Annotated in this window: 23 protein-coding genes and 1 pseudogene; 14 read left to right on the forward strand and 10 right to left on the reverse strand. The window is 63.9% G+C overall.

All coding sequences use genetic code 11. The annotated features are described in order from the left end of the window. The 7 genes and pseudogenes from AC27GT_RS03450 to AC27GT_RS03480 all read right to left on the reverse strand — a co-directional run. A pseudogene (locus AC27GT_RS03450) lies at positions 1-235 on the reverse strand (acetyl-CoA carboxylase biotin carboxyl carrier protein); the annotation flags it as partial. A gap of 117 nt (positions 236-352) precedes the next feature. Beyond that, complete coding sequence (efp, locus tag AC27GT_RS03455; RefSeq protein WP_015716879.1) at positions 353-907, reverse strand: elongation factor P; 555 nt, start codon at positions 905-907, stop codon at positions 353-355. Further along, positions 904-1,806: a PHP domain-containing protein gene (locus AC27GT_RS03460; RefSeq protein ID WP_038030166.1), complete on the reverse strand. Its 903-nt coding sequence runs from the start codon at positions 1,804-1,806 to the stop codon at positions 904-906. The genes efp and AC27GT_RS03460 overlap by 4 nt, the downstream gene beginning before the upstream one ends. Before the next feature lie 6 nt (positions 1,807-1,812). Beyond that, positions 1,813-1,977 carry a hypothetical protein gene (locus AC27GT_RS03465; protein WP_172640108.1) on the reverse strand — a complete coding sequence of 55 codons (165 nt, stop codon included), beginning with the start codon at positions 1,975-1,977 and terminating at the stop codon, positions 1,813-1,815. A gap of 9 nt (positions 1,978-1,986) precedes the next feature. Continuing rightward, the gene (locus AC27GT_RS03470) at positions 1,987-2,871 is read right to left on the reverse strand and encodes an alpha/beta hydrolase family protein (RefSeq protein ID WP_038030163.1); all 885 of its coding nucleotides are present in this window, start codon (positions 2,869-2,871) and stop codon (positions 1,987-1,989) included. A gap of 42 nt (positions 2,872-2,913) precedes the next feature. Then, on the reverse strand, positions 2,914-3,789 hold the full coding sequence (speB, locus tag AC27GT_RS03475; RefSeq protein ID WP_038030161.1) for an agmatinase: 876 nt from the start codon (positions 3,787-3,789) through the stop codon (positions 2,914-2,916). A 25-nt stretch (positions 3,790-3,814) separates the two neighbouring features. Continuing rightward, positions 3,815-5,140, reverse strand: coding sequence for a M20/M25/M40 family metallo-hydrolase (locus AC27GT_RS03480; protein WP_038030159.1), 1,326 nt, complete (start codon positions 5,138-5,140; stop codon positions 3,815-3,817). 17 nt (positions 5,141-5,157) lie between these two features. Here AC27GT_RS03480 and mglB point away from each other — a divergent pair, with 17 nt between their 5' ends. The 11 genes from mglB to AC27GT_RS03535 all read left to right on the forward strand — a co-directional run bounded on the left by mglB (position 5,158) and on the right by AC27GT_RS03535 (position 15,215). Further along, positions 5,158-5,649 carry a GTPase-activating protein MglB gene (gene mglB, locus AC27GT_RS03485; RefSeq protein ID WP_038030157.1) on the forward strand — a complete coding sequence of 164 codons (492 nt, stop codon included), beginning with the start codon at positions 5,158-5,160 and terminating at the stop codon, positions 5,647-5,649. Position 5,650: 1 nt separating this feature from the next. Continuing rightward, positions 5,651-6,238 (forward strand): GTPase MglA, encoded by a 588-nt coding sequence (gene mglA / locus AC27GT_RS03490; RefSeq protein WP_015716872.1) that lies wholly within the window; start codon positions 5,651-5,653, stop codon positions 6,236-6,238. A 169-nt stretch (positions 6,239-6,407) separates the two neighbouring features. Beyond that, positions 6,408-6,512: a cytochrome c oxidase subunit 2A gene (locus tag AC27GT_RS03495; protein WP_038030155.1), complete on the forward strand. Its 105-nt coding sequence runs from the start codon at positions 6,408-6,410 to the stop codon at positions 6,510-6,512. A 3-nt stretch (positions 6,513-6,515) separates the two neighbouring features. Further along, positions 6,516-7,022 (forward strand): cupredoxin domain-containing protein, encoded by a 507-nt coding sequence (locus AC27GT_RS03500; protein WP_038030154.1) that lies wholly within the window; start codon positions 6,516-6,518, stop codon positions 7,020-7,022. A 3-nt stretch (positions 7,023-7,025) separates the two neighbouring features. Then, a complete protein-coding gene (locus AC27GT_RS03505) occupies positions 7,026-8,714 on the forward strand; it encodes a b(o/a)3-type cytochrome-c oxidase subunit 1 (protein ID WP_038030152.1) in 1,689 nt (562 codons plus the stop codon). Positions 8,715-8,779: 65 nt separating this feature from the next. Continuing rightward, positions 8,780-9,265: a hypothetical protein gene (locus tag AC27GT_RS03510; protein ID WP_126164725.1), complete on the forward strand. Its 486-nt coding sequence runs from the start codon at positions 8,780-8,782 to the stop codon at positions 9,263-9,265. Next, positions 9,262-10,419: an MFS transporter gene (locus AC27GT_RS03515; protein WP_038030150.1), complete on the forward strand. Its 1,158-nt coding sequence runs from the start codon at positions 9,262-9,264 to the stop codon at positions 10,417-10,419. Before AC27GT_RS03510 ends, AC27GT_RS03515 begins: the two co-directional genes overlap by 4 nt. 71 nt (positions 10,420-10,490) lie before the next feature. Next, positions 10,491-10,760 (forward strand): 30S ribosomal protein S15, encoded by a 270-nt coding sequence (gene rpsO / locus AC27GT_RS03520; protein ID WP_038030148.1) that lies wholly within the window; start codon positions 10,491-10,493, stop codon positions 10,758-10,760. Positions 10,761-10,817: 57 nt separating this feature from the next. Then, a complete protein-coding gene (gene pnp, locus AC27GT_RS03525) occupies positions 10,818-12,962 on the forward strand; it encodes a polyribonucleotide nucleotidyltransferase (RefSeq protein ID WP_038030146.1) in 2,145 nt (714 codons plus the stop codon). 57 nt (positions 12,963-13,019) lie between these two features. Continuing rightward, positions 13,020-14,750, forward strand: a complete 1,731-nt coding sequence (locus tag AC27GT_RS03530) for a ribonuclease J (RefSeq protein ID WP_038030143.1) — start codon at positions 13,020-13,022, stop codon at positions 14,748-14,750. A gap of 3 nt (positions 14,751-14,753) precedes the next feature. Continuing rightward, positions 14,754-15,215: a universal stress protein gene (locus tag AC27GT_RS03535; RefSeq protein ID WP_071676300.1), complete on the forward strand. Its 462-nt coding sequence runs from the start codon at positions 14,754-14,756 to the stop codon at positions 15,213-15,215. Here the strand turns inward: AC27GT_RS03535 and AC27GT_RS03540 are convergent. From AC27GT_RS03540 to AC27GT_RS03550, 3 genes are read right to left on the reverse strand one after another with little or no spacing between them, the layout of a single operon-like run. Continuing rightward, entirely contained in the window at positions 15,179-16,144 is a 966-nt protein-coding gene (locus AC27GT_RS03540) for a sodium:calcium antiporter (RefSeq protein ID WP_038030139.1), read from the reverse strand. The two genes, AC27GT_RS03535 and AC27GT_RS03540, sit on opposite strands and share 37 nt — an antisense overlap. Next, a complete protein-coding gene (locus AC27GT_RS03545; protein ID WP_038030137.1) occupies positions 16,141-16,590 on the reverse strand; it encodes a CBS domain-containing protein in 450 nt (149 codons plus the stop codon). The genes AC27GT_RS03540 and AC27GT_RS03545 overlap by 4 nt, the downstream gene beginning before the upstream one ends. Continuing rightward, a complete protein-coding gene (locus tag AC27GT_RS03550) occupies positions 16,587-19,025 on the reverse strand; it encodes a cation-translocating P-type ATPase (RefSeq protein WP_487223553.1) in 2,439 nt (812 codons plus the stop codon). Before AC27GT_RS03550 ends, AC27GT_RS03545 begins: the two co-directional genes overlap by 4 nt. 68 nt (positions 19,026-19,093) lie before the next feature. Here AC27GT_RS03550 and AC27GT_RS03555 point away from each other — a divergent pair, with 68 nt between their 5' ends. The 3 genes from AC27GT_RS03555 to AC27GT_RS03565 all read left to right on the forward strand — a co-directional run. After that, positions 19,094-19,660 (forward strand): thioredoxin family protein, encoded by a 567-nt coding sequence (locus tag AC27GT_RS03555; RefSeq protein ID WP_487223554.1) that lies wholly within the window; start codon positions 19,094-19,096, stop codon positions 19,658-19,660. 72 nt (positions 19,661-19,732) lie between these two features. Then, the gene (locus AC27GT_RS03560; RefSeq protein WP_487223555.1) at positions 19,733-20,665 is read left to right on the forward strand and encodes an SDR family NAD(P)-dependent oxidoreductase; all 933 of its coding nucleotides are present in this window, start codon (positions 19,733-19,735) and stop codon (positions 20,663-20,665) included. A 33-nt stretch (positions 20,666-20,698) separates the two neighbouring features. Continuing rightward, a partial coding sequence (locus AC27GT_RS03565; RefSeq protein WP_487223556.1) for an SLAC1 family transporter occupies positions 20,699-21,747 on the forward strand: 1,049 nt, incomplete at its 3' end.

Genomic DNA, 21,747 nt, shown 5'->3' on the forward strand with positions numbered 1-21,747 from the left:
CCGGGGCTCCGGCTGCCGGAGCCAAATCCGCAGGGGCTGGGGCACCAGGAGCAGTGGGGGTGGGCAGGGAGGGAGGCGAGGCCGCAGGGGCAGTTACCGCTTGCGGCAAGGCCACCACCTGCACCTCGCCTCCTCGGCGCACGGTCAGCTTGTAATCAGGGGTTTCCAGGGTAAGCTCGCTCACCCCGTGCTCCACCAGGGCCTGCAGGATCTGTTTCAGCTCCTTGGGCGTCATGGGTACACCTCGCGGCATAAAGCTTACCCCATGTGCCCACGAAACGGCTTTTGTACCCGGTCAAAATATGCCGGAGGCAAGAGGGACCTGGGATTCCCCCAGGCCCCTTATCCTGGCCTAGGCCCGGCCCACGTACTGGCCCGTGCGGGTATCCACCTTGATGACCTCGCCGGGCTCCACAAAAAGGGGCACCTGCACCACCGCTCCCGTTTCCAAGGTGGCGGGTTTGCTCCCGCCGGAGACCGTATCCCCCCGCACCCCCGGGGGCGTGTCCACCACCTTGAGTTCCACCACGGTGGGCGGGGTAATCTTCAGGGGTCGCCCCTCGTACATATCCCCCAGAACGGTCATGCCCTCCTTGAGAAACCGGGCAGCCTCCACCTGATCCTTGGGCAGGTGGAACTGCTCGTAGGTCTCCAGGTCCATGAAGACCAGGTCGTCCCCCTCCTGGTACAGGTACTGGAGCTCCCGGGTTTCCACGTAGATGTCTTCCAGCTTCTCCCCGGAGTTGAAGGTGCGCTCGATGGTGGCCCCCGTTTCCAGGTTCTTGAACTTGGCCACCACCTTGGCCCCCCCGCGGCCAATCTTCTGGTGCTGGTACTCCACGCACTCCCAAAGGCCGCCCTCCATCTTCACCTTGGTTCCGGGTCTAAGGTCGGTCACGCTGATCATGCTTCCTCCTGTAGGTCCAGGACCTGGGGCCTAAGCCCTAAGAGGTCAATATACCGGAGGTACTCCTCTTCCCCAAGCTCCCGCCCGGCCAGGGCCACCAAAAGGGCCTCCATGACGTTGGTGCCAAAGCTTCGCCCGTTCAAGCGGGGGGTGGTGGTGATGAGGCGTTTCACCCCCCTCTCCCGCAAGAAGGCCACGTCCTCCTCCGTGGTGGTGTTGGTGAGCACCATCTTCCCCCGCATCTCGTCGGGCATGTGCCGCTTGATGTAGTGCCAGTCCCCCGCCACCAGGTCCGCCCAGGTGTAGTAGCGGCTTCGCCAGTCCACCGCCCGCTTCTCCTGCTTTTCCCCTGTGGGGTAAAGAAGCTGGAAGGGAAGCTGGGTAAGGACCGGGAGGAGGACGAAGGCCAGTTTCTGCAGGAAGGAGAGGGAGTAAAGGGGTATGGGTAAACCCAGGGCAAAGATGAAGTCCCCGTAAAGAACCTTGGCCCCGGCCTCGTGCAGGGCCTCGGCCAAGCCGAAGCGGTCCACGGCGGAGGGTAGAAGCACCTTGGTACTTTTCCAGTCTATCAGCCCCGCCAGCTGGGCCACTGCCCGGCGCTCCAAGGTGTGCTTGAGGCCCGAGCCATCCACCACCGGGGTTTTACGGGCCGCCTCCTTTAGCCTTTTGGCATCCCGGATGGTGTAGCGCCGCCCCCCTGCCCAAAGGTAAAGGTCAATGCCCCCGAGGCCGATGGCGTCCACCTTCCCATCCAGCTCAGCAATGAGGCGCAAGGCTTTCTGGAAGTCGCCATCCGTGCCCCGCCTTTCCAACACCACTTCCTCCCCGAGGAGCTCCACCTGGACCACGGAGTCCCGGCGGCTAGCCCCCAGGGACACGGAAACCACGCGCTTGGCCACGAAGGGCTATTCTAACCGAAGGAGGAGGCCAAGGACCAGCCAAAGGGCAGCCAGCAGGAAGAAGGGCCAGGTGCGCCGCACCCCCAGCAGGCGGGCTAGAAGGCCAAAGACCACACTCCCGAAGGCAAGGGCAAAGAAGAGGGCCTCGAGGTTCTCAAAGAAGGCCTGCATGGCCCAAGGTTACCGCAAGACCCGTCCGAAAAAGGCCAGAACCCTCTGGCGGAACGCCTGGTCCACCGGACCGCGGAAGAGGTGGCCCGCCGGGTAGCTGAAGCACTCCACTGGCTTCCCCAAGGACTTAAGCCTTCGGCAAAGCTCCCATGACCACTCCGGGGGCACCTGGGCGTCCTGGATGCCATGGTGGACGCTGAAGGGCACGGCAACCCTCTCCAGGTAGGTCCAGGCGGAAGCCTCCGCCAGGGTTTTGGCAGGAAGGGTGAGAAGCTCCTGGCCTCGAGTACCCCCCGACCAGTAGCGGATCCGCTCCAGATTCCGCCTCTCGTCCCCGCTCATGCTCCCGTAAAGCACCACACCCTTCAGGCGGGGATCCACCAGGGCCACCACCTGGGCAATCCCCCCACCCATGGAGTGGCCGAAGAGGCCGATGCGCCTCCCATCCGCCTGGGGCAGGACGCCCTTGCGCACCTCGGCCAATAGATTCAGCACATCCACCGCGTAGGCGTGGCGCAGGCCCATGGCGGGCCTCCCCTCCGAGGGGGGATGGCCCCGGTAGTTGGGGTGGAGGACCAGGTACCCTGCCTCCGCCAGAAAGTCGGCGTAGGGAGCGGTGTAGGCCAGGGTTTGGTAGCGGCTCGGCTCCACATACCCGTGGAGCACCACCACTACGGGAAAGGGACCCTGGCCCAAAGGCAGGTTGGCAAACCCGTACACCCGAAGCCCATCGGAAAGATGGGAGAAAAGCACCCGGGTGAAACGGGGGTTCCTCTCCAAGACCCGTTCCACCCGGAACCCCCCTTCCCCATAAGCCCTCTCCCAGAGGTCGGGCAGGGTGAGGGGCTGGGCCAGGCCCACCCCCAGGAGGAGCACGCCCAAGAGCCAGGGCATCCTCTTCCCAGGCTACGGGCAAGCGGGGGAAGGAAATGTGGCCTACAGGCCCCTGGCCTCGAGCCACCCTGCCTGGAGGCCCTTCAGGCCGATGGCGTGATAGACCAGCTGGGCCGCGGTCATCTCCGCGTGGAACTGGCCGTTGGGAGAAAGCTCCACGAAGTCCATGCCCACCACTTCCTTTTCTCGGAAGACCGCCTCCAGGAGGTCCACCACCTGGCGGTAGGAAAGCCCCCCGGGTAAGGGAGTGCCCACGCTGGGCATAACGCTGGGATCCAGGGCGTCAAAGTCCAGGCTGATGTACACCCTCTCCCCCAAGGCATCGAGGATCTCCCTTAACGGAAGGCCCTCCCGGTGCAGGCGGTGAGCGGGGAATAGGGCCACCCCCTTCGTCCTGGCCAAGGCCAGGGAATCCTGATCCATGGCCCGGATCCCCACCTGGACCAAGGGGAAACCCTCCCCCAGCAAGCGGTAAAAGGGCGAGGCATGGGAGTACATCGAGCCTTGCCACTCGGGGTAAAGGTCGGCATGGGCATCGATGTGGAGAAGGGAAAACGCCCCCAAGGCCTCCCGGTGGGCCTGGACCAGGGGGTGGGTGATGGAATGGTCCCCCCCCAGGGCCACCAGGAACTTGCCCGCCCGAAGGTGGGTGAGGGCGGCTTCCCGGATCAGAGCGTGGCTTTCCTCGGCGTTTCCCGCCACCCAGGGCACCGGCTCCGCCGCATGGATGCCCACCTCCTCCGGGGCCACCTCGATCTCCAAGAGAAAAGGCTCCAGCTCCCGGCTGGCCAGCAAGATGGCCTCAGGGCCCCGCCTCGCCCCCGGCAAGAAGGAGAGGGAAAGGTCGTAGGGCACGGGCAGGACCACCACCCGGGCCTCCTGGTAAGGGGTATCGCGCTCGCCAAAGAAAAGACGCATACCCCTAAGAGCCTAGCAGATGGCGCTAGCTTCCGAGAAAGTAAAGCTCAAGAAGCCGGAGAAGGGCCAGGGTGCCCCGCTCAAAATCCCGGATGCGGATGTGCTCGTTGGGGCTATGCACCCGGCTTCCCGGATACCCCACCCCCAATCCCACCGCCGGGGCTCCCAGGTGGTGCAGAAAAGGATGCATGGGACCGGACCCCGCCATGTTGGGGTAAAGCACCGCCTTCGCCCCAAAGGCTTCCTCTAACGCCCTCTGGGCAAGGCCCACAAAGGGATGCGAAAGATCCGAGCGTGCCGGGTGCTCTCCCTTCTCCAGGACCACCACCTCCACGTCGTGGAAGCCCTGGGCCTCGAGGTGCCGCCTCAAAAGCTCTGGGATCTCCTCCGGATCCTGGTCGGGTACCAGGCGGAAGTCCAGCTTGGCAAAGGCCTCCGCCGGCAGCACGGTCTTGGAACCTGGGCCCCCATAGCCCGAGTGGAAGCCGTTTACGTTGACGCAGGGCTCCGCATAAAGGCGCTGGTGGAATTCCAGGTTCCTGGCCCCGCCCAGGAAGTCCCGCACGCCCAAGGCTTCCTTCAGCGCCTCCGACTCATCGGGAATCTCCGCTAGCACCTCCATCTCCTTGGGCGAAAGGGGGCGGACCCGGTCGTAAAAACCCGGGATGAGGACCCTTCCCTCCTCATCCCGCAGGCTGGCGATGGCCCGGCTCAAGCGGTAAATGGGGTTTTCCACCACCGCCCCGTAGGAGGAATGCAGGTCAAAGGCAGCGGTGCGCACCCGAAGCTCGAGGGCCACGATGCCCTTAAGGCCGGCATACAGGTAGGGGCGCCCCTTGGCGTCCACCCCCCCTGCCTCCCAGACGATGGCCCCGGACTTCAGGAGGTCCTTTTTATCCCGGACGTAGTCCGCAAGATGGGGGCTTCCCACCTCCTCCTCCCCCTCCACCACGAACTTCACCCGGGGAAGAAAGCCGTGCTTTTCCTGGAATAAGCGCAGGGCCATAACCCTGGCCACCAGCTCCCCCTTGTCGTCGTGGGTACCCCGGCCATACCAGAGGCCGTCCCGTTCCACCAGGCGAAAGGGCTCGGTTTCCCATAACTCCAAGGGATCGGGGGGCTGAACATCGTAGTGGTTGTAAAACAAAAGGACCCTTTCCCCCTCACCCCCCTCGGCGTAGACCACCGGGGGCCCATAACCCCGATGGAGCTCTGCCTTAAGGCCCAGGTCCTGAAGCACCTCGGCCACCTTGGCCGCACCCTCCTCGAGGGCCCTTCCCTCCGCGCTCACCGTGGGCAAGGCCACCAGCTCCTCCAAAAGCACCCTGGCCTCTTCCAGAAACGACCTCATGGTAGACTGAGCATACTATGGTGGAACCTTCCCTGGTCCTCTACGGGACCCTGTACCAGCGGGCCATGGACGTGCTGCAGGAAACCCTGCAGGAAACCGGGGCCCGCTATGCCCTCTTCATTGACCGCAAGGGATTCGTCCTGGCCCACAAGGAGGCCCTCTGGGCCCCCAAGCCCCCGCCCCTGGACTCCCTGGCCACCCTGGTAGCGGGAAACGCCGCCGCCACCCAGGCCCTGGCCAAGCTGCTGGGAGAGGCACGCTTCCAAGAGGTGGTGCACCAAGGGGAACACATGGGGCTCTATGTGGACGAAGCCGGCGAGGCGGCCCTCCTGGTCCTGGTCTTTGACGAGAACGCCCCCCTGGGCAAGATCAAGCTCCACGGGAAGCGGGCGGCGGAAACGCTGGCCCGCCTGGCCGAGGAAGCCCTGGCCAACCCACCCAAGCTGAACCTGGACACCCAGTACCGCGAGGAGGCCAAAGCCCTGCTGGACGAACTCTTCGGCAACTAGCATGAGCACCATCAACTTCGCTAACCGCGAGATCAACTTCAAAATCGTCTACTATGGCCCGGGGCTCTCCGGGAAAACCACCAATCTCAAGTGGATATACAGCCGCATCCCCGAAGGCCGTAAAGGGGAGATGGTTTCCCTGGCCACCGAGGACGAGCGCACCCTTTTCTTTGACTTTCTTCCCCTGGACCTGGGTGAGGTCAAGGGTTTCAAGACCCGCTTCCATCTTTACACCGTGCCGGGGCAGGTCTTCTACAACGCCAGCCGCAAGCTGATCCTGAGGGGTGTGGACGGCATCGTTTTCGTGGCGGATTCCGCCCCCAACCGTCTCCGGGCCAACGCCGAGAGCATGCGCAACATGCGGGAGAACCTGGCGGAATACGGGCTCAAGGTGGAGGACATCCCCGTGGTGCTCCAGGTAAACAAACGGGACCTACCCGACGCCCTTCCCGTGGAGATGATCCAGGCGGTGGTGGACCCCGAAGGGCGCTTTCCCGTCTTCGAGGCCGTGGCCACAGAGGGTAAAGGAGTTTTTGAAACCCTGAAGGAAGTGAGCCGCCAGGTGCTGGCCCGAGTGGGAAGCACTTAGGGATCTCCCTTCCCAAGGGGCGAGGCATCAGGCCTCGCCCCTATCTTCTTGAAAGGAGCCCCCATTGCCTCAGTCCTTCTCATATAGGGACAAATGTACTTCACCCTTTTCTCAGCTTTGGGCTAACATGGGCCCCGTATACGGCAACCTGCCGTAAGGGAGGAAGGGTATGGAGGAAAAACCGGTCGGCGCAATGGGAGTGATAGTGGTTCTTACCCTCACCATCCTCGTCTTCTGGCTGGGGGTATACGCCGTCTTCTTCTCCAGGGGGTAGGGTATGGTGGATGAGCACAAGGCCCACAAAGCGATTCTGGTTTACGAGAAGGGATGGCTGGCCTTCTCCTTGGTCATGCTGGTGGTCTTTATCGCCCTCATCGCCTACACCCTGGCCACCCACACCGCCGGGGTGATCCCTGCAGGGCAGCTGGAGCGGGTGGATCCTACCAAGGTCCAAGACAAAGGCCCGTGGGCCGATCCCGCCCAGGCAGTGGTGCAGACCGGTCCCAATCAGTACACGGTCTATGTCCTGGCCTTAGCCTACAGCTATCAGCCTAACCCCATTGAGGTTCCCAAAGGGGCAGAGATCATCTTCAAGGTTACTAGCCGCGATGTGATCCACGGCTTCCATGTGGAGGGCACCAACATCAACGTGGAGGTTCTCCCCGGGGAGGTGTCCACCGTGCGGTATACCTTCAAAAAGGCCGGGGAATACCGGATCATCTGCAACCAGTACTGCGGCATAGGCCACCAGAACATGTTCGGCAAGGTCGTGGTGAAGGAGTGAGCCATGGCGGTGCGTACCTCTGATTTGAGCCGGATCTACGAGGCCTATCCGGAGAAGAAGGCCACCCTCTACTTCTTGGTCCTGGGCTTCATCGCCGTGATTATTGGAAGCCTCTTTGGCCCCTTCCAGGCCCTGAACTACGGGAACGTGGACGCCTATCCCCTTCTTAAGCGCCTTCTTCCCTTCGTGCAGTCTTACTACCAGGGCCTGACCCTGCACGGGGTGCTCAACGCCATTGTCTTCACCCAGCTTTTCGCCCAGGCCATCATGGTCTACCTGCCCGCCAGGGAGCTGAACCTGCGGCCCAACATGGGGCTCATGTGGCTTTCCTGGTGGATGGCCTTTATCGGCTTGGTCATCGCTGCCCTGCCTCTTCTGGCCAACGAGGCCACGGTCCTCTATACCTTCTACCCACCCCTTAAAGGACACTGGGCCTTCTACCTGGGGGCCAGCATCTTCGTCCTCTCCACCTGGGTTAGCATCTATATTGTCCTGGACCTCTGGCGGCGCTGGAAGGCCCAGCATCCTGGTCAGGTGACCCCCCTGGTCACCTACATGGCCGTGGTGTACTGGCTCATGTGGTTCATCGCCTCCATCGGGCTGGTGCTGGAGGCGGTGCTTTTCCTCCTCCCCTGGTCCTTTGGCCTTATCCAGGGCGTTGACCCCTTGATCGCCCGCACCCTTTTCTGGTGGACGGGCCACCCCATCGTCTACTTCTGGCTTATGCCGGCCTACGCCATCATCTACACCGTGCTTCCCAAGCAAGCAGGGGGCAAGCTGGTATCCGATCCCATGGCCCGTCTGGCCTTCCTGCTCTTCCTTCTCCTCTCCACCCCGGTGGGGTTCCACCATCAGTTCGCCGACCCCGGCATTGACCCCACCTGGAAGATGATCCACTCCATCCTCACCCTCTTCGTGGCCGTGCCCAGTCTCATGACCGCCTTCACCGTGGCCGCCAGCCTGGAGTTTGCTGGCAGGATGCGGGGGGGTAAGGGGCTCTTCGGCTGGATCAAGGCCCTGCCCTGGGATAACCCCGCCTTTGTGGCCCCTGTGCTGGGCCTCCTGGGTTTCATCCCGGGGGGAGCCGGGGGTATCGTCAACGCCAGTTTCACCCTGGACTACGTGGTCCACAACACAGCCTGGATCCCTGGCCATTTCCACCTCCAGGTGGCCAGCCTGGTGACCCTCACGGGCATGGGTTCCTTGTGGTGGCTCATCCCAAACCTCACGGGTAAGCCCATCTCCGATGGGCAAAGGCGGCTCGGCCTGGCAGTGGTCTGGCTTTGGTTCATCGGCATGATGCTCATGGCCCTGGGGCTTCACTGGCAAGGTCTCTTGAACGTACCCAGGCGGGCTTACATCTCCCAGGTGCCAGACGCGTACACCCATGCCGCCCTGCCCATGGTTTTCAACATCCTGGCGGGCATCATCCTGCTGGTGGCCCTCCTCCTTTTCATCTACGGCCTCTTCAGCGTCCTTCTGGGCCGGGAGCGCAAGGCAGAGCTGGCCGAGGCCCCGGTGCCCTTCGCCGAGGTCATCTCCGGCCCCGAGGACCGTCCCTTGGTCCAGGCCATGGACCGGATCGGCTTCTGGTTCCTGGTGGCGGTGATCCTGGTGGTGCTGGCCTATGGCCCCACCCTGGTGCAGCTGTTCAGCAACCTGAACCCGGTGCCGGGGATGCGCCTCTGGTAGATCATGGGTGGCGCAAGGGCCGGAGACTTCCGGCCCTTGACCTTTTTCCCGCAAAGGAAAAGGCTATGGGCGTGGGGTTTATCCCTGGTAGGAGTCTCCCTTGGGTGGTGGGCCTCTCCCTCCTTCCCTTCTTCCTGCAATTTCTGGGACTGGGCTTGGGGGATAAGCTGGGCCAGGGGCTTTGCGGAAGCGCCCTAGGGGTTTCCGAAGCTGAGGCGGTGATGTACGGCTTGGTGAACGAGTACTACCTTTACGGCCAGCTCTTTTTGGTCCTCCTGGCCTTGAAGGTAACCTATGCTCTAGCCCTTTGGGTCCTCCGCTTCATGTACCCGGACAGGGACCCTTCCTTCGCCCCCGTGGTATGGAAGGTTGGGGTGGGGCTTTCTGGGATGTTTCTCCTGCTTTTCCTGGTCACCCGCACCCTGCCCTTGCCCTTTTTCACCCCGTTGGGTCCTGCCCTTCTCTCCCCCGCTCCCCTGGACCCCCTTTCCCTCATCATGGTTCTGCCTGAGCCTTTCTTGCTCTGGCTCTACTTTCGCCATCGTCCATGAAACTTCCTCCCTTGGTTTACCTTTTAGGGCTGGTCAGCTTCCTGATGGATGTGGCCAGCGAGATGGTCTACCCCCTTTTGCCCCTATTCCTCGCCAGCCTGGGCGCAGGAGCCGGGGCCATCGGTTTGGTGGAGGGAGTGGCCGAGGCCACCGCCAGCCTCTTCAAGGTGGTGGGGGGAAGGATTTCGGATCGGGTAGGCCGCAGGAAACCCCTCCTGCTTGCGGGCTATGGCCTTCCCGCCTTTCTCAGACCCATCCTGGCCCTGGCCTCGAGTCCCTGGCACGTCCTCCTCTACCGCTTCCTGGACCGGCTCGGGAAAGGCCTGCGCACCGCACCCCGGGATGCCCTTCTGGCGGAAAGCGTGGACAAAAGCGCCCTGGGGCGGGCCTACGGCCTTCACCGGGGCCTGGACACCCTGGGGGCCACCGTGGGACCCTTTCTGGCCTTCCTTCTCCTGCCCCAGGTGGGGGTGCGGGGGGTGTTTTGGCTTTCCGCCATTCCCGCCTTCCTGGCCGTGCTCACGCTCCTTTGGATCCGGGAAGCCAGAAGCGTAAAGGTGGCCACGGACTCCCTTCCATCCCTTCGGTCAGGCTACCTAAGGACCCTACCGGCCGCCTACCGGCGCTTCCTCCTGGTTTCCAGCATCTTTGCCCTGGCCCTTTCCTCCAATGCCTTCCTTCTCCTTCGGCTCAAGGACCTAGGCCTCCCGCAGGAGCAAGTCACCCTGGCCTACACCGGCTACAACTTCCTTTATGCCCTTTTGTCCTACCCTCTGGGCGGCCTTGCGGACCGGGTGGGGTTAAGGCGGGTGGTGGCCTTGGGATTTGCCCTTTACGCCACGGTCTACCTGGGTTTCGCCTGGGCTGAGACGGCGTTTTGGGGCGTGGCCCTCCTGCTTCTTTACGCCCTGTACTCGGCGGCCTTTGAAGGGGCGAGCCGGGCCTATCTGGCCACCCTCATACCCCAGGAGGCCAAGGCCACCGCCATCGGCCTTTACCACACGGTGGTGGGGATTCTGCTCCTTCCGGCCAGCTTGATCTTCGGCTTTCTCTGGCAAAGTTATGGGCCTGAGCTGGCCTTCAGCGTGGGGGCGGGTCTGGCCCTTTTGGCTCTCCTGCTTTTCCTGCTTGACGGAAGGAGGGCCAGGCCCTAACCTGATAGAGGTCCTTCGGGGCCTCGAGGAGGAAGGGGCCAAAAGCGCCTTCCCCCCTGACGGAGGTAGAGATGCCCATCAGCAAAGAGGAAAAGCAAAAGGTCATAGAGGAGTTCGCCCGCTTCCCCGGGGATACGGGGAGCACTGAGGTGCAGGTGGCCTTACTCACCTTGCGCATCAACCGGCTTTCCGAGCACCTCAAGGTCCACAAGCACGACCACCATTCCCACCGCGGCCTTCTCATGCTGGTGGGGCAGAGGCGCAGGCTTCTCCGCTACCTGGAGCGGGAAGACCCCGAGCGCTACCAGGCCCTGGTTGAGAAACTGGGCCTTAGGAAGTAAACTGGTAACCAGGTCGGGGGCGGGGCCTTAGGGCTCCGCCTTTCGCTTGAGGAAACTATGCCGGAAGCCACACCCAACACCCCACAGGCCCATAGGTACGAAACCCAGGTGGCTGGCCGCCCCCTGGTGCTGGAGGCAGGGAAATACGCCAAACAGGCCTCGGGCTCGGTCCTGGTGCGCTACGGCGACACCGTGGTCCTGGCCACCGCCCAGGCCTCCGAGGAGCCCATAGAGGCGGACTTCCTCCCCCTCACCGTGGAGTTTGAGGAGCGGCACTACGCCGTGGGCAAAATCCCGGGAAGCTTCATGCGCCGGGAAGGGCGGCCCGGGGAAAAGGCCATTCTCTCCGCCCGCATGACGGACCGGCCCATCCGCCCCCTCTTCCCCAAGGGGTTCCGGCACGAGGTACAGGTGATCGTCACCGTGCTCTCCGCCGACCAGAAGAACCCCCCGGACATCCTGGGGCCCACGGCGGCCAGCGCCGCCCTCATGCTTTCGGACATTCCCTGGGAAGGCCCCGTGGCCGCGGTGCGGGTGGGCCTCATTGGGGGGCAGTTCGTCCTGAACCCCACCCTGCAGGAGCTGGAGGAAAGCGCCCTGGACCTGGTGGTGGCGGGAAGCCGGGACGCCATCCTTATGGTGGAGGCCGGGGCCCAGGAGGTAGATGAGGAAACCCTGGTCCAGGCCCTGGAGTTCGCCCACCGGGAGATGCAGCCCATCCTGGACCTGCAGGAGGAGATGGCCAAGGCCTTGGGCAAGCCCAAGATGGCCTGGACCCCACCGGAGACCCTCAGCGAGGAGGAGAAGGAAGCGTTCTACCGCTTGGCCGTGGAGCGGGGGCTTTCCGCTGTGCTCCAAACCGCCAGCAAGGGGGAGAGGAGCCGGGCCCTCGAGGCCTTCGCCGAGGCCCTGGTGGCCGAGGCCCTGCCCAAGCTGGAGGACGGCACCCCGGACGAGAGCAAGAAACCCCTCTACGAAAGCGCCTTTGACGAGGTGGTGCGCAGAGAGCTCAGGCGCCTCGTGCTGGAGGAAGGCAAGCGGGCGGATGGCCGCACCCCCAAGGACCTCCGGCCCATCTGGATCGAGGTGGACGTCCTGCCCCGCACCCACGGCTCCGCCGTCTTCACCCGGGGGGAGACCCAGGTGCTGGGCACCGTCACCCTGGGCACGGGACGGGACGAGCAGATCATCGACGACCTGGGGATTGACGAAACGGAAAAGTTCCTGGTGCACTACAACTTCCCCCCCTTCTCCACCGGGGAGGTTAAGCGCCTGAGGGGGGTTTCCCGCCGGGAGATAGGCCACGGCAACCTGGCCAAGCGGGCCCTGAAGGCGGTCCTGCCTCCCGAGGAGGCCTTCCCCTACACCATCCGGGTGGTGGGGGATGTGCTGGAGTCCAATGGCAGCAGTTCCATGGCCACGGTCTGTGCGGGATGCCTGGCCCTGATGGACGCGGGTGTTCCCCTCAAGGCGCCGGTGGCCGGGGTGGCCATGGGTCTTGTGTGGGAGGGGGAGCGGGCGGTGATCCTCACCGACATCCTGGGGCTCGAGGATGCCCTGGGGGACATGGACTTCAAGGTGGCGGGAACCCGAAAGGGGGTCACCGCCTTGCAGATGGACAACAAGGTGGGTGGGCTTCCCCGGGAGGTGCTGAAGGAAGCCCTCATGCAGGCCCGTGAGGCCCGCATGAAGATCCTGGACCTCATGGAAAGCGTCCTTCCCGCCCCGCGCCCCGAGCTCAAGCCCTTCGCTCCCCGCATCCTCTCCCTGAAGGTCCCGGTGGAGAAGATCGGCCTCGTCATCGGGCCCGGGGGGAAGAACGTGCGGGCCCTCGAGGAGCTTGGGGTGGAGGTGGACATCGAGGAGGACGGGACGGTGCGCATCTACTCCAGCGACATGGAGGCGGCCCAGAAGGCCAAGAAGCGCATCGAGGAGCTCACCATGGAGGCCAAGGTGGGCGAGATCTACGAGGGCACCGTCACCAAAATCACCCCCTTTGGGGCCTTCGTGAGCCTGTTCCCCGGCACCGAAGGGCTCCTTCACATCAGCCAGATCGCCCCCGGCCGGGTGGAGCGGGTGGAGGACCACTTGAAGGTGGGGGACGTGATCAAGGTCAAGGTGCACCGCATCGACGAGCGGGGCAAGATCGACCTGATCCGGCCCGAGCTGGAGGGCAAGATCCCCCCCAGGCGGCGCAGCTAGCCCTGGGGGGTTTTCCTTAGGGCAAGATCCCGGCCAGGCCGGGAAGATGGGAGGTTTATGGAAAACCAAGAACGCAAGCCAAGGAAAAGACGGCGCAGAAGGCCATCGGACGCCGCTCCCCCAGGCCTTGGAGAGGGTAAGGACTACGTGGAGATCATTCCCCTAGGGGGGATGGGGGAGATCGGCAAGAACATCACCGTCTTCCGCTTCCGGGACGAGATTTTCGTGCTGGACGGGGGGCTTGCCTTCCCCGACGAGGCCATGCCCGGGGTGGACCTCCTCATCCCCCGGGTGGACTACCTCATCGAAAACCGGCACCTCATCAAGGCTTGGATCCTGACCCACGGACACGAGGACCACATCGGGGGGCTTCCCTTCATCCTCCCCATGGTCTTCGGGAAGGAAAGCCAGGTGCCCATCTACGGGGCCAAGCTTACCCTGGGCCTCCTAAAGGGGAAGCTGGAGGAGTTCGGTTTGAGGCCGGGGAGCTTCAACCTCAAGGAGATCTCCCCCGATGACCGCATCAGCGTGGGGCGCTACTTCACCCTGGACCTCTTCCGCATGACCCACTCCATCCCCGATAACTCCGGGCTGGTCATCCGCACCCCCGTCGGCACCATCGTGCACACCGGGGACTTCAAGCTGGACGCCACCCCCATAGACGGTAAACTCTCCCACCTGGCCAAGGTGGCCCAGGCGGGGGCGGAAGGGGTCTTACTCCTCATCGCCGACTCCACCAACGCCGAGCGCCCCGGCTACACCCCGAGCGAGATGGAGATCGCCAAGGAACTGGACCGGGTCATCGGCCGGGCCCCGGGCAGGGTCTTCGTCACCACCTTCGCCAGCCACATCCACCGCATCCAGGCGGTGATCTGGGCGGCGGAGAAGTATGGGCGCAAGGTGGCCATGGAGGGGCGGAGCATGGTGCGGTTCAGCCGCATCGCCATGGAGCTGGGCTACCTCAAGGTGAAGGACCGCCTCTACACCCTGGAGGAGGTCAAGGACCTCCCCGACCACCAGGTGCTGATCCTGGCCACGGGAAGCCAGGGGCAGCCCATGTCCGTCCTCCACCGCCTGGCCTTTGAAGGCCACGCCAAGATGGCCATCAAGCCCGGGGACACGGTGATCCTCTCCAGCAGCCCCATCCCCGGCAACGAGGAGGCGGTGAACCGGGTCATCAACCGGCTCTACGCCCTGGGGGCTTACGTCCTCTACCCCCCTACCTACAAGGTTCACGCCTCGGGGCACGCCTCCCAAGAGGAGCTCAAGCTCATCCTGAACCTCACCACCCCCCGTTTCTTCCTCCCCTGGCACGGGGAGGTGCGCCACCAGACCAACTTCAAGTGGCTGGCGGAGTCCATGAGCCGTCCCCCGGAGAAAACCCTTATCGGGGAGAACGGGGCCATTTACCGCCTAACCCGGGACACCTTTGAGAAGGTGGGCCAGGTGCCCTCCGGGGTCCTTTATGTGGACGGCCTGGGGGTTGGGGACATCACCGAGGAGATCCTGGCCGACCGCCAGCACATGGCCGAGGAGGGAATCGTGGTCATCACGGCCTTAGCGAGCCAGGACCCGGTGGTGGAGGTGGTGTCCCGGGGGTTTGTCAAGGCCGGGGAGCGGCTTTTGGGCGAGGTGAAGCGCATGGCCCTCGAGGCCCTGCAAAACGGGGTGCGGGAGAAGAAGACCCTGGAACGCATCCGGGACGACATCTACTTCCCGGTGAAAAAGTTCCTGAAGAAGGCCACGGGCCGGGATCCCATGATCCTTCCCGTGGTCATCGAGGGGTGAATCATGTACCGAAGCCTTCTTCTTCCCACAGATGGAAGCCCGGCCGCCGAAGCTGGGGTAAAGGAGGGGCTCCGCCTGGCCAAGGCCCTGGGGGCCCGGGTGGCCTTTCTCTACGTGCTGGAGCCCGTAGGGCCCAGGCTTTTCCTGGGCCCGGAAACCCTTCCCTACTACCAGGCCCTGGTGGAGGACATGCGGAAAGAGGGCATGGCCGCCTTGGACCGGGCCACCCGCATGGCGGAGGAGCTCGGGGTGGGATTTGAGGCCCATCTCCTCGAGGGGCGGGCGGCGGAGGTCATCCTTAAGGAGGCGGGAAAGCACGATCTTTTGGTGATGGCCACCCACGGACGGACGGGGTTGGATGCCGTGCTTTTGGGTAGCGTGACCCAGGAGGTGGTCCGCAGAAGCTCCAAACCGGTCCTGGTAGTCCCCTACCGCACCAGCGGAAGCGAAGCCGCAAGCAGGTAAAGGGCCACGATGGCCCAGGAATCGTAGGCCAGGACCCATAGCTTTCTCAGGCTCTGGTACATGAGCCCGGTGAGCACCGTCCCTGCCATACCCAAAAGCACCAGGACGCTCAGCAGATGGCTTCCCCCCACCTGGATCAGCAGCGGGCCAGGCGCCAGGACATCCGCGTAGGAGAGCAGAAAGCTGTTAAACATCACGCTCCCCACCACGTTGCCCAGGGCCAAGTCCACCGCCCCCAGGCGGGCAGCCGCCAGGGTCACCGTGGCCTCAGGCAAGGTGGTGACCAACCCCACCAAGAAGGTGCCCACCCAGGCCTGGCCCAGCCCGGTTTCCCGGGCTAGGGCCTCGGCCAAATCCGGAAGCAAGACCGCCGCCCCCACCAAAACCCCAGCCCCCAGGAGGTAGCGCCCCAAGGCACTTCTCAAAGGAATTTGGGCGTAGGCCTCCTCCTCGAGGACCTCATCGTGGGGGAAACGCCTGGCGTAGCGAAAGGAAAGCCACAGGGCCAAAAGGTACAGGGGAAAAAGCCCCAGGGCAAACCATCCGACTCGCCCCAGACCCCGCTCTGCCAAAAGGCCAAGCCCTGCCACCGCCAACAGGAGGACCACGAGTCCCAGGCTCAAGGCGTGCCCCTGGCTGGCCCGGACGGTGAGGGGACGGGGATGGACGGCATCCAGCACCGTGAGCAGAAGAAAGTTGACCATGCTGGCCCCAAGGAGGTTCCCCACGGCGATATCGGGGAGGCCCTGAAGGGCAGCGCTGGTGACGTTGAAGAGTTCGGGGAGGCTGGTGGTGATACCCACCAGGAAAAGCCCCATAAAGGTGCGGCCGAGGCCGGTCTTTTCCGATAGCACATCCCCGTAAAAGGCCACCTGCCGCCCAGCCAGGAGGATGACCAAGGCCACCGCCAAGAAGGCCAGCCAGGTCATAGCTGGGACTGAAGCAGGCGGAGCAGGTCAAACCGGGTGATGATCCCCAGAGGCTTACCCTCCCCATCCACCACGGGAACGTGGTTGATGTCGTAGGCCAGCATGAGCTCCAAGACGCGGGAAAGCGGTTCCTCCGGCCCCACGGCGTGCACCGGGCTGCTCATGATCTCCTCTATCCGGGTACTCTTGGCCTCCGCCAAAACTGCTTCCAGGCCGTCAGAACCCAGGAAGCGACCCAGAAGCATGGGGGCCCGAAAGGTGGAAAAGGGCACGCCCCGTTCCTTAAGGAAATCGCTTTCCGTCACAATGCCCACCAAGCGGCCCTCTTTGTCCACCACCAGCACGCTCCCGATTCCTTTCCCCAACATCAGCTGGGCCACCTCCGCCAGGGAGGTATCCGGAAGCACACTCACCACTGGGCTGGTCATGGCGTCCTTGGCCTTCATCTCTTAACCTCCTTCCGCCATACTAACCGGTCTATTCCTTCAGCCATGAGCCAGGCAAGGAGAGCCATACCCAAGGCCAGCCCCCAGATCCATGCGGGCACCGGAACGGCTTCCAAAACTCCCGGGGCCAGGGTGCCCAGCAGGAGCTGAATGACGATGCCCAAAGCCACAGCCCCGTGCAAATACGGGTTGGGCAGGGGCATCAGGTGGGTGTGCCGAGCAGCGTAAGCGAAGAAGAGCTGGCCCAGGGTCATGAAGTGGAAAGTGGCGGTACGCGCCACCTCGGCGGCACCCAAAGGGGCTTGGATCCGCCCCCATCCCGGCAGAAGGGCCAAGAGCGACAAGGCAAAGGCGGCCTTGATGGTTCCCGTGAGGAGGATGAACCGCAAGGAGGGAGCGTCCAAAAGGGGGCTGTCCTTGGGCCTGGGCGGCCGCTCCAATACCCCGGGATTACGGTCCAGGGCCAAGGCAAGGGCGGGAAGGCCATCGGTCACCAGGTTGATCCAGAGAATCTGCACCGCGGTGAGGGGAAGAAGCAGGTACCCAGCCTCGTCCCTGAGGTTGAGGAGAGCGGCAAACACCATGCCCAAGGCCACCACCAAGACCTCAGAGAGGTTAGTGGAGAAGAGGAAGCGAATGAACTTCTGGATGTTCTCGTAGATGCTCCGCCCCTCTTCAATGGCCGCCACGATGGTGGCGAAGTTATCATCCATGAGAACCAGGTCCGCCACCTCCCGGGAGACATCCGAGCCCCGTTGGCCCATAGCCACCCCCACGTCCGCCCGCTTGAGGGCCGGGGCGTCGTTTATTCCGTCCCCGGTCATGGCCACCACCTCGCCTGCCTTCCGAAAAGCTTCTACTATGCGGAGCTTATCCTCAGGCTTGACCCTGGCGAAGACATCCACCTCTAGAAGCTCTTCGTCGGAGAGTTCCCCGATCTCGTCCCCGGTGGCCACCACTTCCGCAGGAATACCCACCTGGCGGGCGATGGCCAAGGCAGTGGCCGGGTGATCCCCCGTGACCATCACCACCCTGACCCCTGCCTTCAACACCTTGGCCACCGCCTCCGGTACCTCCGGACGTGGAGGATCCAGAAGGAGGACGAAGCCCAAAAAGCTTAGCCCCTCTTCCCTCTCCCCCTCGCCATGGGCCAAGGCCAGCACCCGGAAGCCCTCCTTTGCATAGGCCTCCGCCTGTTCCAAAAGGGAAGCTTTGTCCTCCGGGCTTAGGGCAAGGCGGGGGATAAGGGCCTCGGGAGCCCCTTTGAGGAAGCTTCCCTCGGGCGTGGTAACCCGCATGTACTTCCAGGCGCTGTCAAAGGGCCTTTCAGAGAGCCTGGGGTGTTCATGGCGCACTTGCTGCACATTCAGGTGCCGGGCCGCATAGCGCAAAAGACCCAGTTCCAAGGGGTCCCCTGCGCCGGTTTCCAGATCGGCATCGTTGCAGAGGACCATGGCGAGAAGAGCCCTCTGGGGGTCCGGCCCCACCACCTTTTGCACCTCCATGCGGTTTTCCGTGAGGGTACCCGTCTTGTCGGTGGCGATAACGGTAACGCTCCCCAAGGCCTCCACCGCAGCAAGGCGCCGCACCACCGCCTTGCGGCGGGCCATGCGCTCCACCCCCAGGGCCAAGGCCAGGGTGAGCACGGCAGGAAGCCCCTCGGGCACCGCCGCTACCGCCAGGGCCACGGCGAAGAGAAGGACTTGGGCGGAAAAGCCCTCCGCCAGAAAACCCAGTGCCACTAGGGCTGCGGCAAGCCCCATCACCCAGCGGGCCACCCTATGGCCAAAGGCCTCGAGGCGCCGCTCCAGCGGAGTTTTTTCCTCTTCCATCTCTGCCAGAAGCCCGGCGATGCGGCCCATGGCGCTCCTTAGGCCGGTACGGCTTACCTCCATTAGGGCCCTTCCCCGCACCAACAGGGTTCCGGAAAAGACCTCGTCCCCTACCCTCTTCTCCACCGGAACGCTTTCCCCGGTGAGGAGGCTTTCATCCACCAAGACCCCGCTGGCCTCGAGGAGCACCCCATCTGCCGGTATGCGGTCCCCTGCCTCCAGGCGCACCACATCCCCGGGCACGATCTCCCGGCTGGGGAGGTGCTGGAAGCGACCATCTCGGAGGACCCAGGCCATGGGCTCCGCCAGGGCTTTAAGACGCCTAAGGGCCTCCTCGGAGCGCTTCTCCTGCAGGGTACCCAGGGTAGCGTTGAGGATCAGGATGGCCAGAATGGCCAAGGCCTCCAGGGGAAGCCCATGGGCTCCCTCATAGAGCCAAAGGCCCAGGTCCACCGCCAAGGCAAAGAGGAGGATGTAGATGAGAGGGCTTTGAAACTGGCGCAGGAACCGTTGCCAAAGGGGTTCAGAGGGTTTTTCCGGAAGGGCGTTGGGGCCGTATTCTACCAAGCGTTTTTGCGCCTCCTGTGAGGTAAGCCCCCGCATGGGGGCATGATACCTGGAGCACCGGGGACTTATTGTCCCCCACCTGGGCCCTGCGGTAAGATGACGCCATGCTGCAGTACCCGGAGCTACCCCTAGAAAGCCCTTTAATCGACGCCGAGCTTCCCGACCCACGGGGAGGACGGTACCGGCTTTCCCAGTTCCAGGAACCCCTCTTGGCCGTGATCTTCATGTGCAACCACTGCCCCTACGTGAAGGGCTCCATCCAGGAGATCGTGAGCCTGGCGGAGAAGTACCGGGGCCGGGTGGCCTTCGTGGGCATCAACCCCAATGACTACGAGCGCTACCCCGACGACGCCCCGGAGAAGATGGTGGAGTTCGCCAAGGAGCACGGCATCTTCTTCCCCTACCTCCTGGATGAGAGCCAGGAAGTGGCCAAGGCCTACAAGGCCTTGCGCACCCCCGAGGTCTTCCTCTTCGACGAAAGGCGCCTCCTCCGCTACCACGGCCGGGTGAACGATAGCCCCAAGTTCCCCGAACAGGTCCAGACCCACGACCTCGAGGCCGCCATCGAAGCCCTGCTCAGGGGGGAGGAGCCACCCCTTAAGGAGGCTCCCGCCATCGGCTGCACCATCAAGTGGCGGCCTGGAAACGAGCCTGAGGTCAAAATCGGCTAATCCTTACACTAGGGCCTTATAGGATGGAGGCGGTCTGCCCCGCCCTGCTAGAGGCGGGGAAGGAGGATGTGCATGCGCGTATTGGTAACGGGCGGAGCGGGTTTCATCGGTAGCCACATCGCGGAAAGCCTGGTGCGCGAGGGTGTGGAGGTGGCGGTCTTGGACAACCTCTCCACGGGCAGACGGGAAAACGTCCCCAAAGGCATCTACTTCTACAAGGTGGACCTCAGGGACAGGGAAAGCCTGGAAAGAGTCTTTAGGGAGTTCCGCCCCACCCACGTTTCCCACCAGGCGGCCCAGGCCTCGGTGAAGGTAAGCGTGGATAACCCCACCCTGGACTTCGAGGTGAACCTCCTGGGCGGCTTGAACCTCCTCGAGGCCATGCGAAAGTGGGGGGCGGAGAAAATGGTCTTCGCCTCCACCGGGGGAGCCATCTACGGGGAGGTTCCCGAAGGGGAACGGGCCGAGGAAACCTGGCCCCCCAAACCCAAAAGCCCCTACGCCGCCAGCAAGGCCTCCTTTGAGCACTACCTCTCCGCCTACGGGCAAAACTACGGGCTCAAGTGGGTGTCCCTGCGCTATGGCAACGTCTACGGCCCCCGGCAGGACCCCCACGGCGAGGCCGGGGTGGTGGCCATTTTCTCGGAAAGGATCCTCAAGGGAGAACCGGTCACCCTCTACGCCAGAAGGACCCCCGGGGACGAAGGATGCGTGCGGGACTACATCTACGTGGCCGACGTGGTGCGGGCCCACAACCTGGCCCTGAAGGGTCTGGAGGGAATCTACAACGTGGGAACGGGGGAGGGACACACCACCCAGGAGGTCCTCCTGGCGGTGGCCGAGGCCGCTGGCAAGAATCCACAGGTCAACCCAGCCCCTCCGCGTCCCGGTGATCTGGAAAGAAGCGTGCTCTCTCCCCTGAAGCTCATGGCCCACGGCTGGCGGCCCGAGGTGGGTTTCCAGGAGGGCATCCGGCTCACCGTGGAATACTTCCGCACCCGTTGACATACCCCCCACCCCTATCCGATGATGGGGGGTATGAGTGCTCGTTTCTTTCACCCCGCCTGGTTCGCCATGGTCATGGGGGGAAGCGGGGTGGCCCTTGCCTTCCACCGCTTTGGCCTCGAGGCCCTGGCCCTGGTGAATTACGGTGTGGTGGCCCTTCTCTTCCTCGCAAGCCTGGGTATATTCCTGGCGAAGCTTTTCGGCCACTGGGACCGGGTCCGGGAAGAGCTCCATCATCCCCTTCTTTCCCAGCTCTACGCCACCTTCCCCCTGGCCTTCTTGCTCTTCAGCCTGGCCACCCACGAGGTTTTGGGGCAAGGGAAGCTCGCTCTGGTCCTCTTCGCCGTGGGCTCGCCCCTGGTCCTCCTCCTGAGCCTCCTTCTCAGCTATTTGATCTTCACCCGCCTGCGCCTTCCCTTCGAGGCCGCCAACGGCACCTGGTTCATCCCGCCGGTGTCCTCCGTTGTGGTGCCCCTGGCGGGAGGCCCCCTCCTGCCCCTTATGGGCCCCTGGGCCAAGGAGGCGTTCTACTGGATGCTCATGTTCCTGGGGCTTGGCCTCATCCTCTTCCTCTGGGTGGGGGCGAACCTCCTGGCCCGCCTCTACGCCCACGAACGCCCGGCCCCCGAGCTGGTCCCCAGCTTTTTCATCGGCCTCGCCCCGGTGGGGGTGGGGATCCTCGCGCCCCTCTCCCTCCTTAAGGGCGCCAAGGCCCTGGGCTTGTTCCCAGGAAGCCTCGAGGGCCTATACCTCTTCGGGATCGCCCTATGGGGCCTGGGCGGGTGGTGGTTTGTCCTGGCCATGGCCCTTTTTCTGGAAAACCTCCTCCACCGGGTACGGTTAGGGTTCCAGCCCGGGCTATGGGCCTTCGTCTTCCCCATGGCGGCCTTCACCCTGGCCACCAGGGCCCTGGCCGAGGGCCTGGACAGCCTACTCCTGCACCTCCTAGCCCCGGGGCTCTTCCTGGTGCTCCTGGCCTTCTACCTGCCCCTGCTGATCCGTAGCCTTCTCGCCTTCCTCCGTCTGGAAACCCTCAGGCCCTTTGGCCAACAGGCGCCTGGCCAGGCGCACCCGAGCCCTCA

Source organism: Thermus sp. KWY1, from assembly GCF_057547025.1.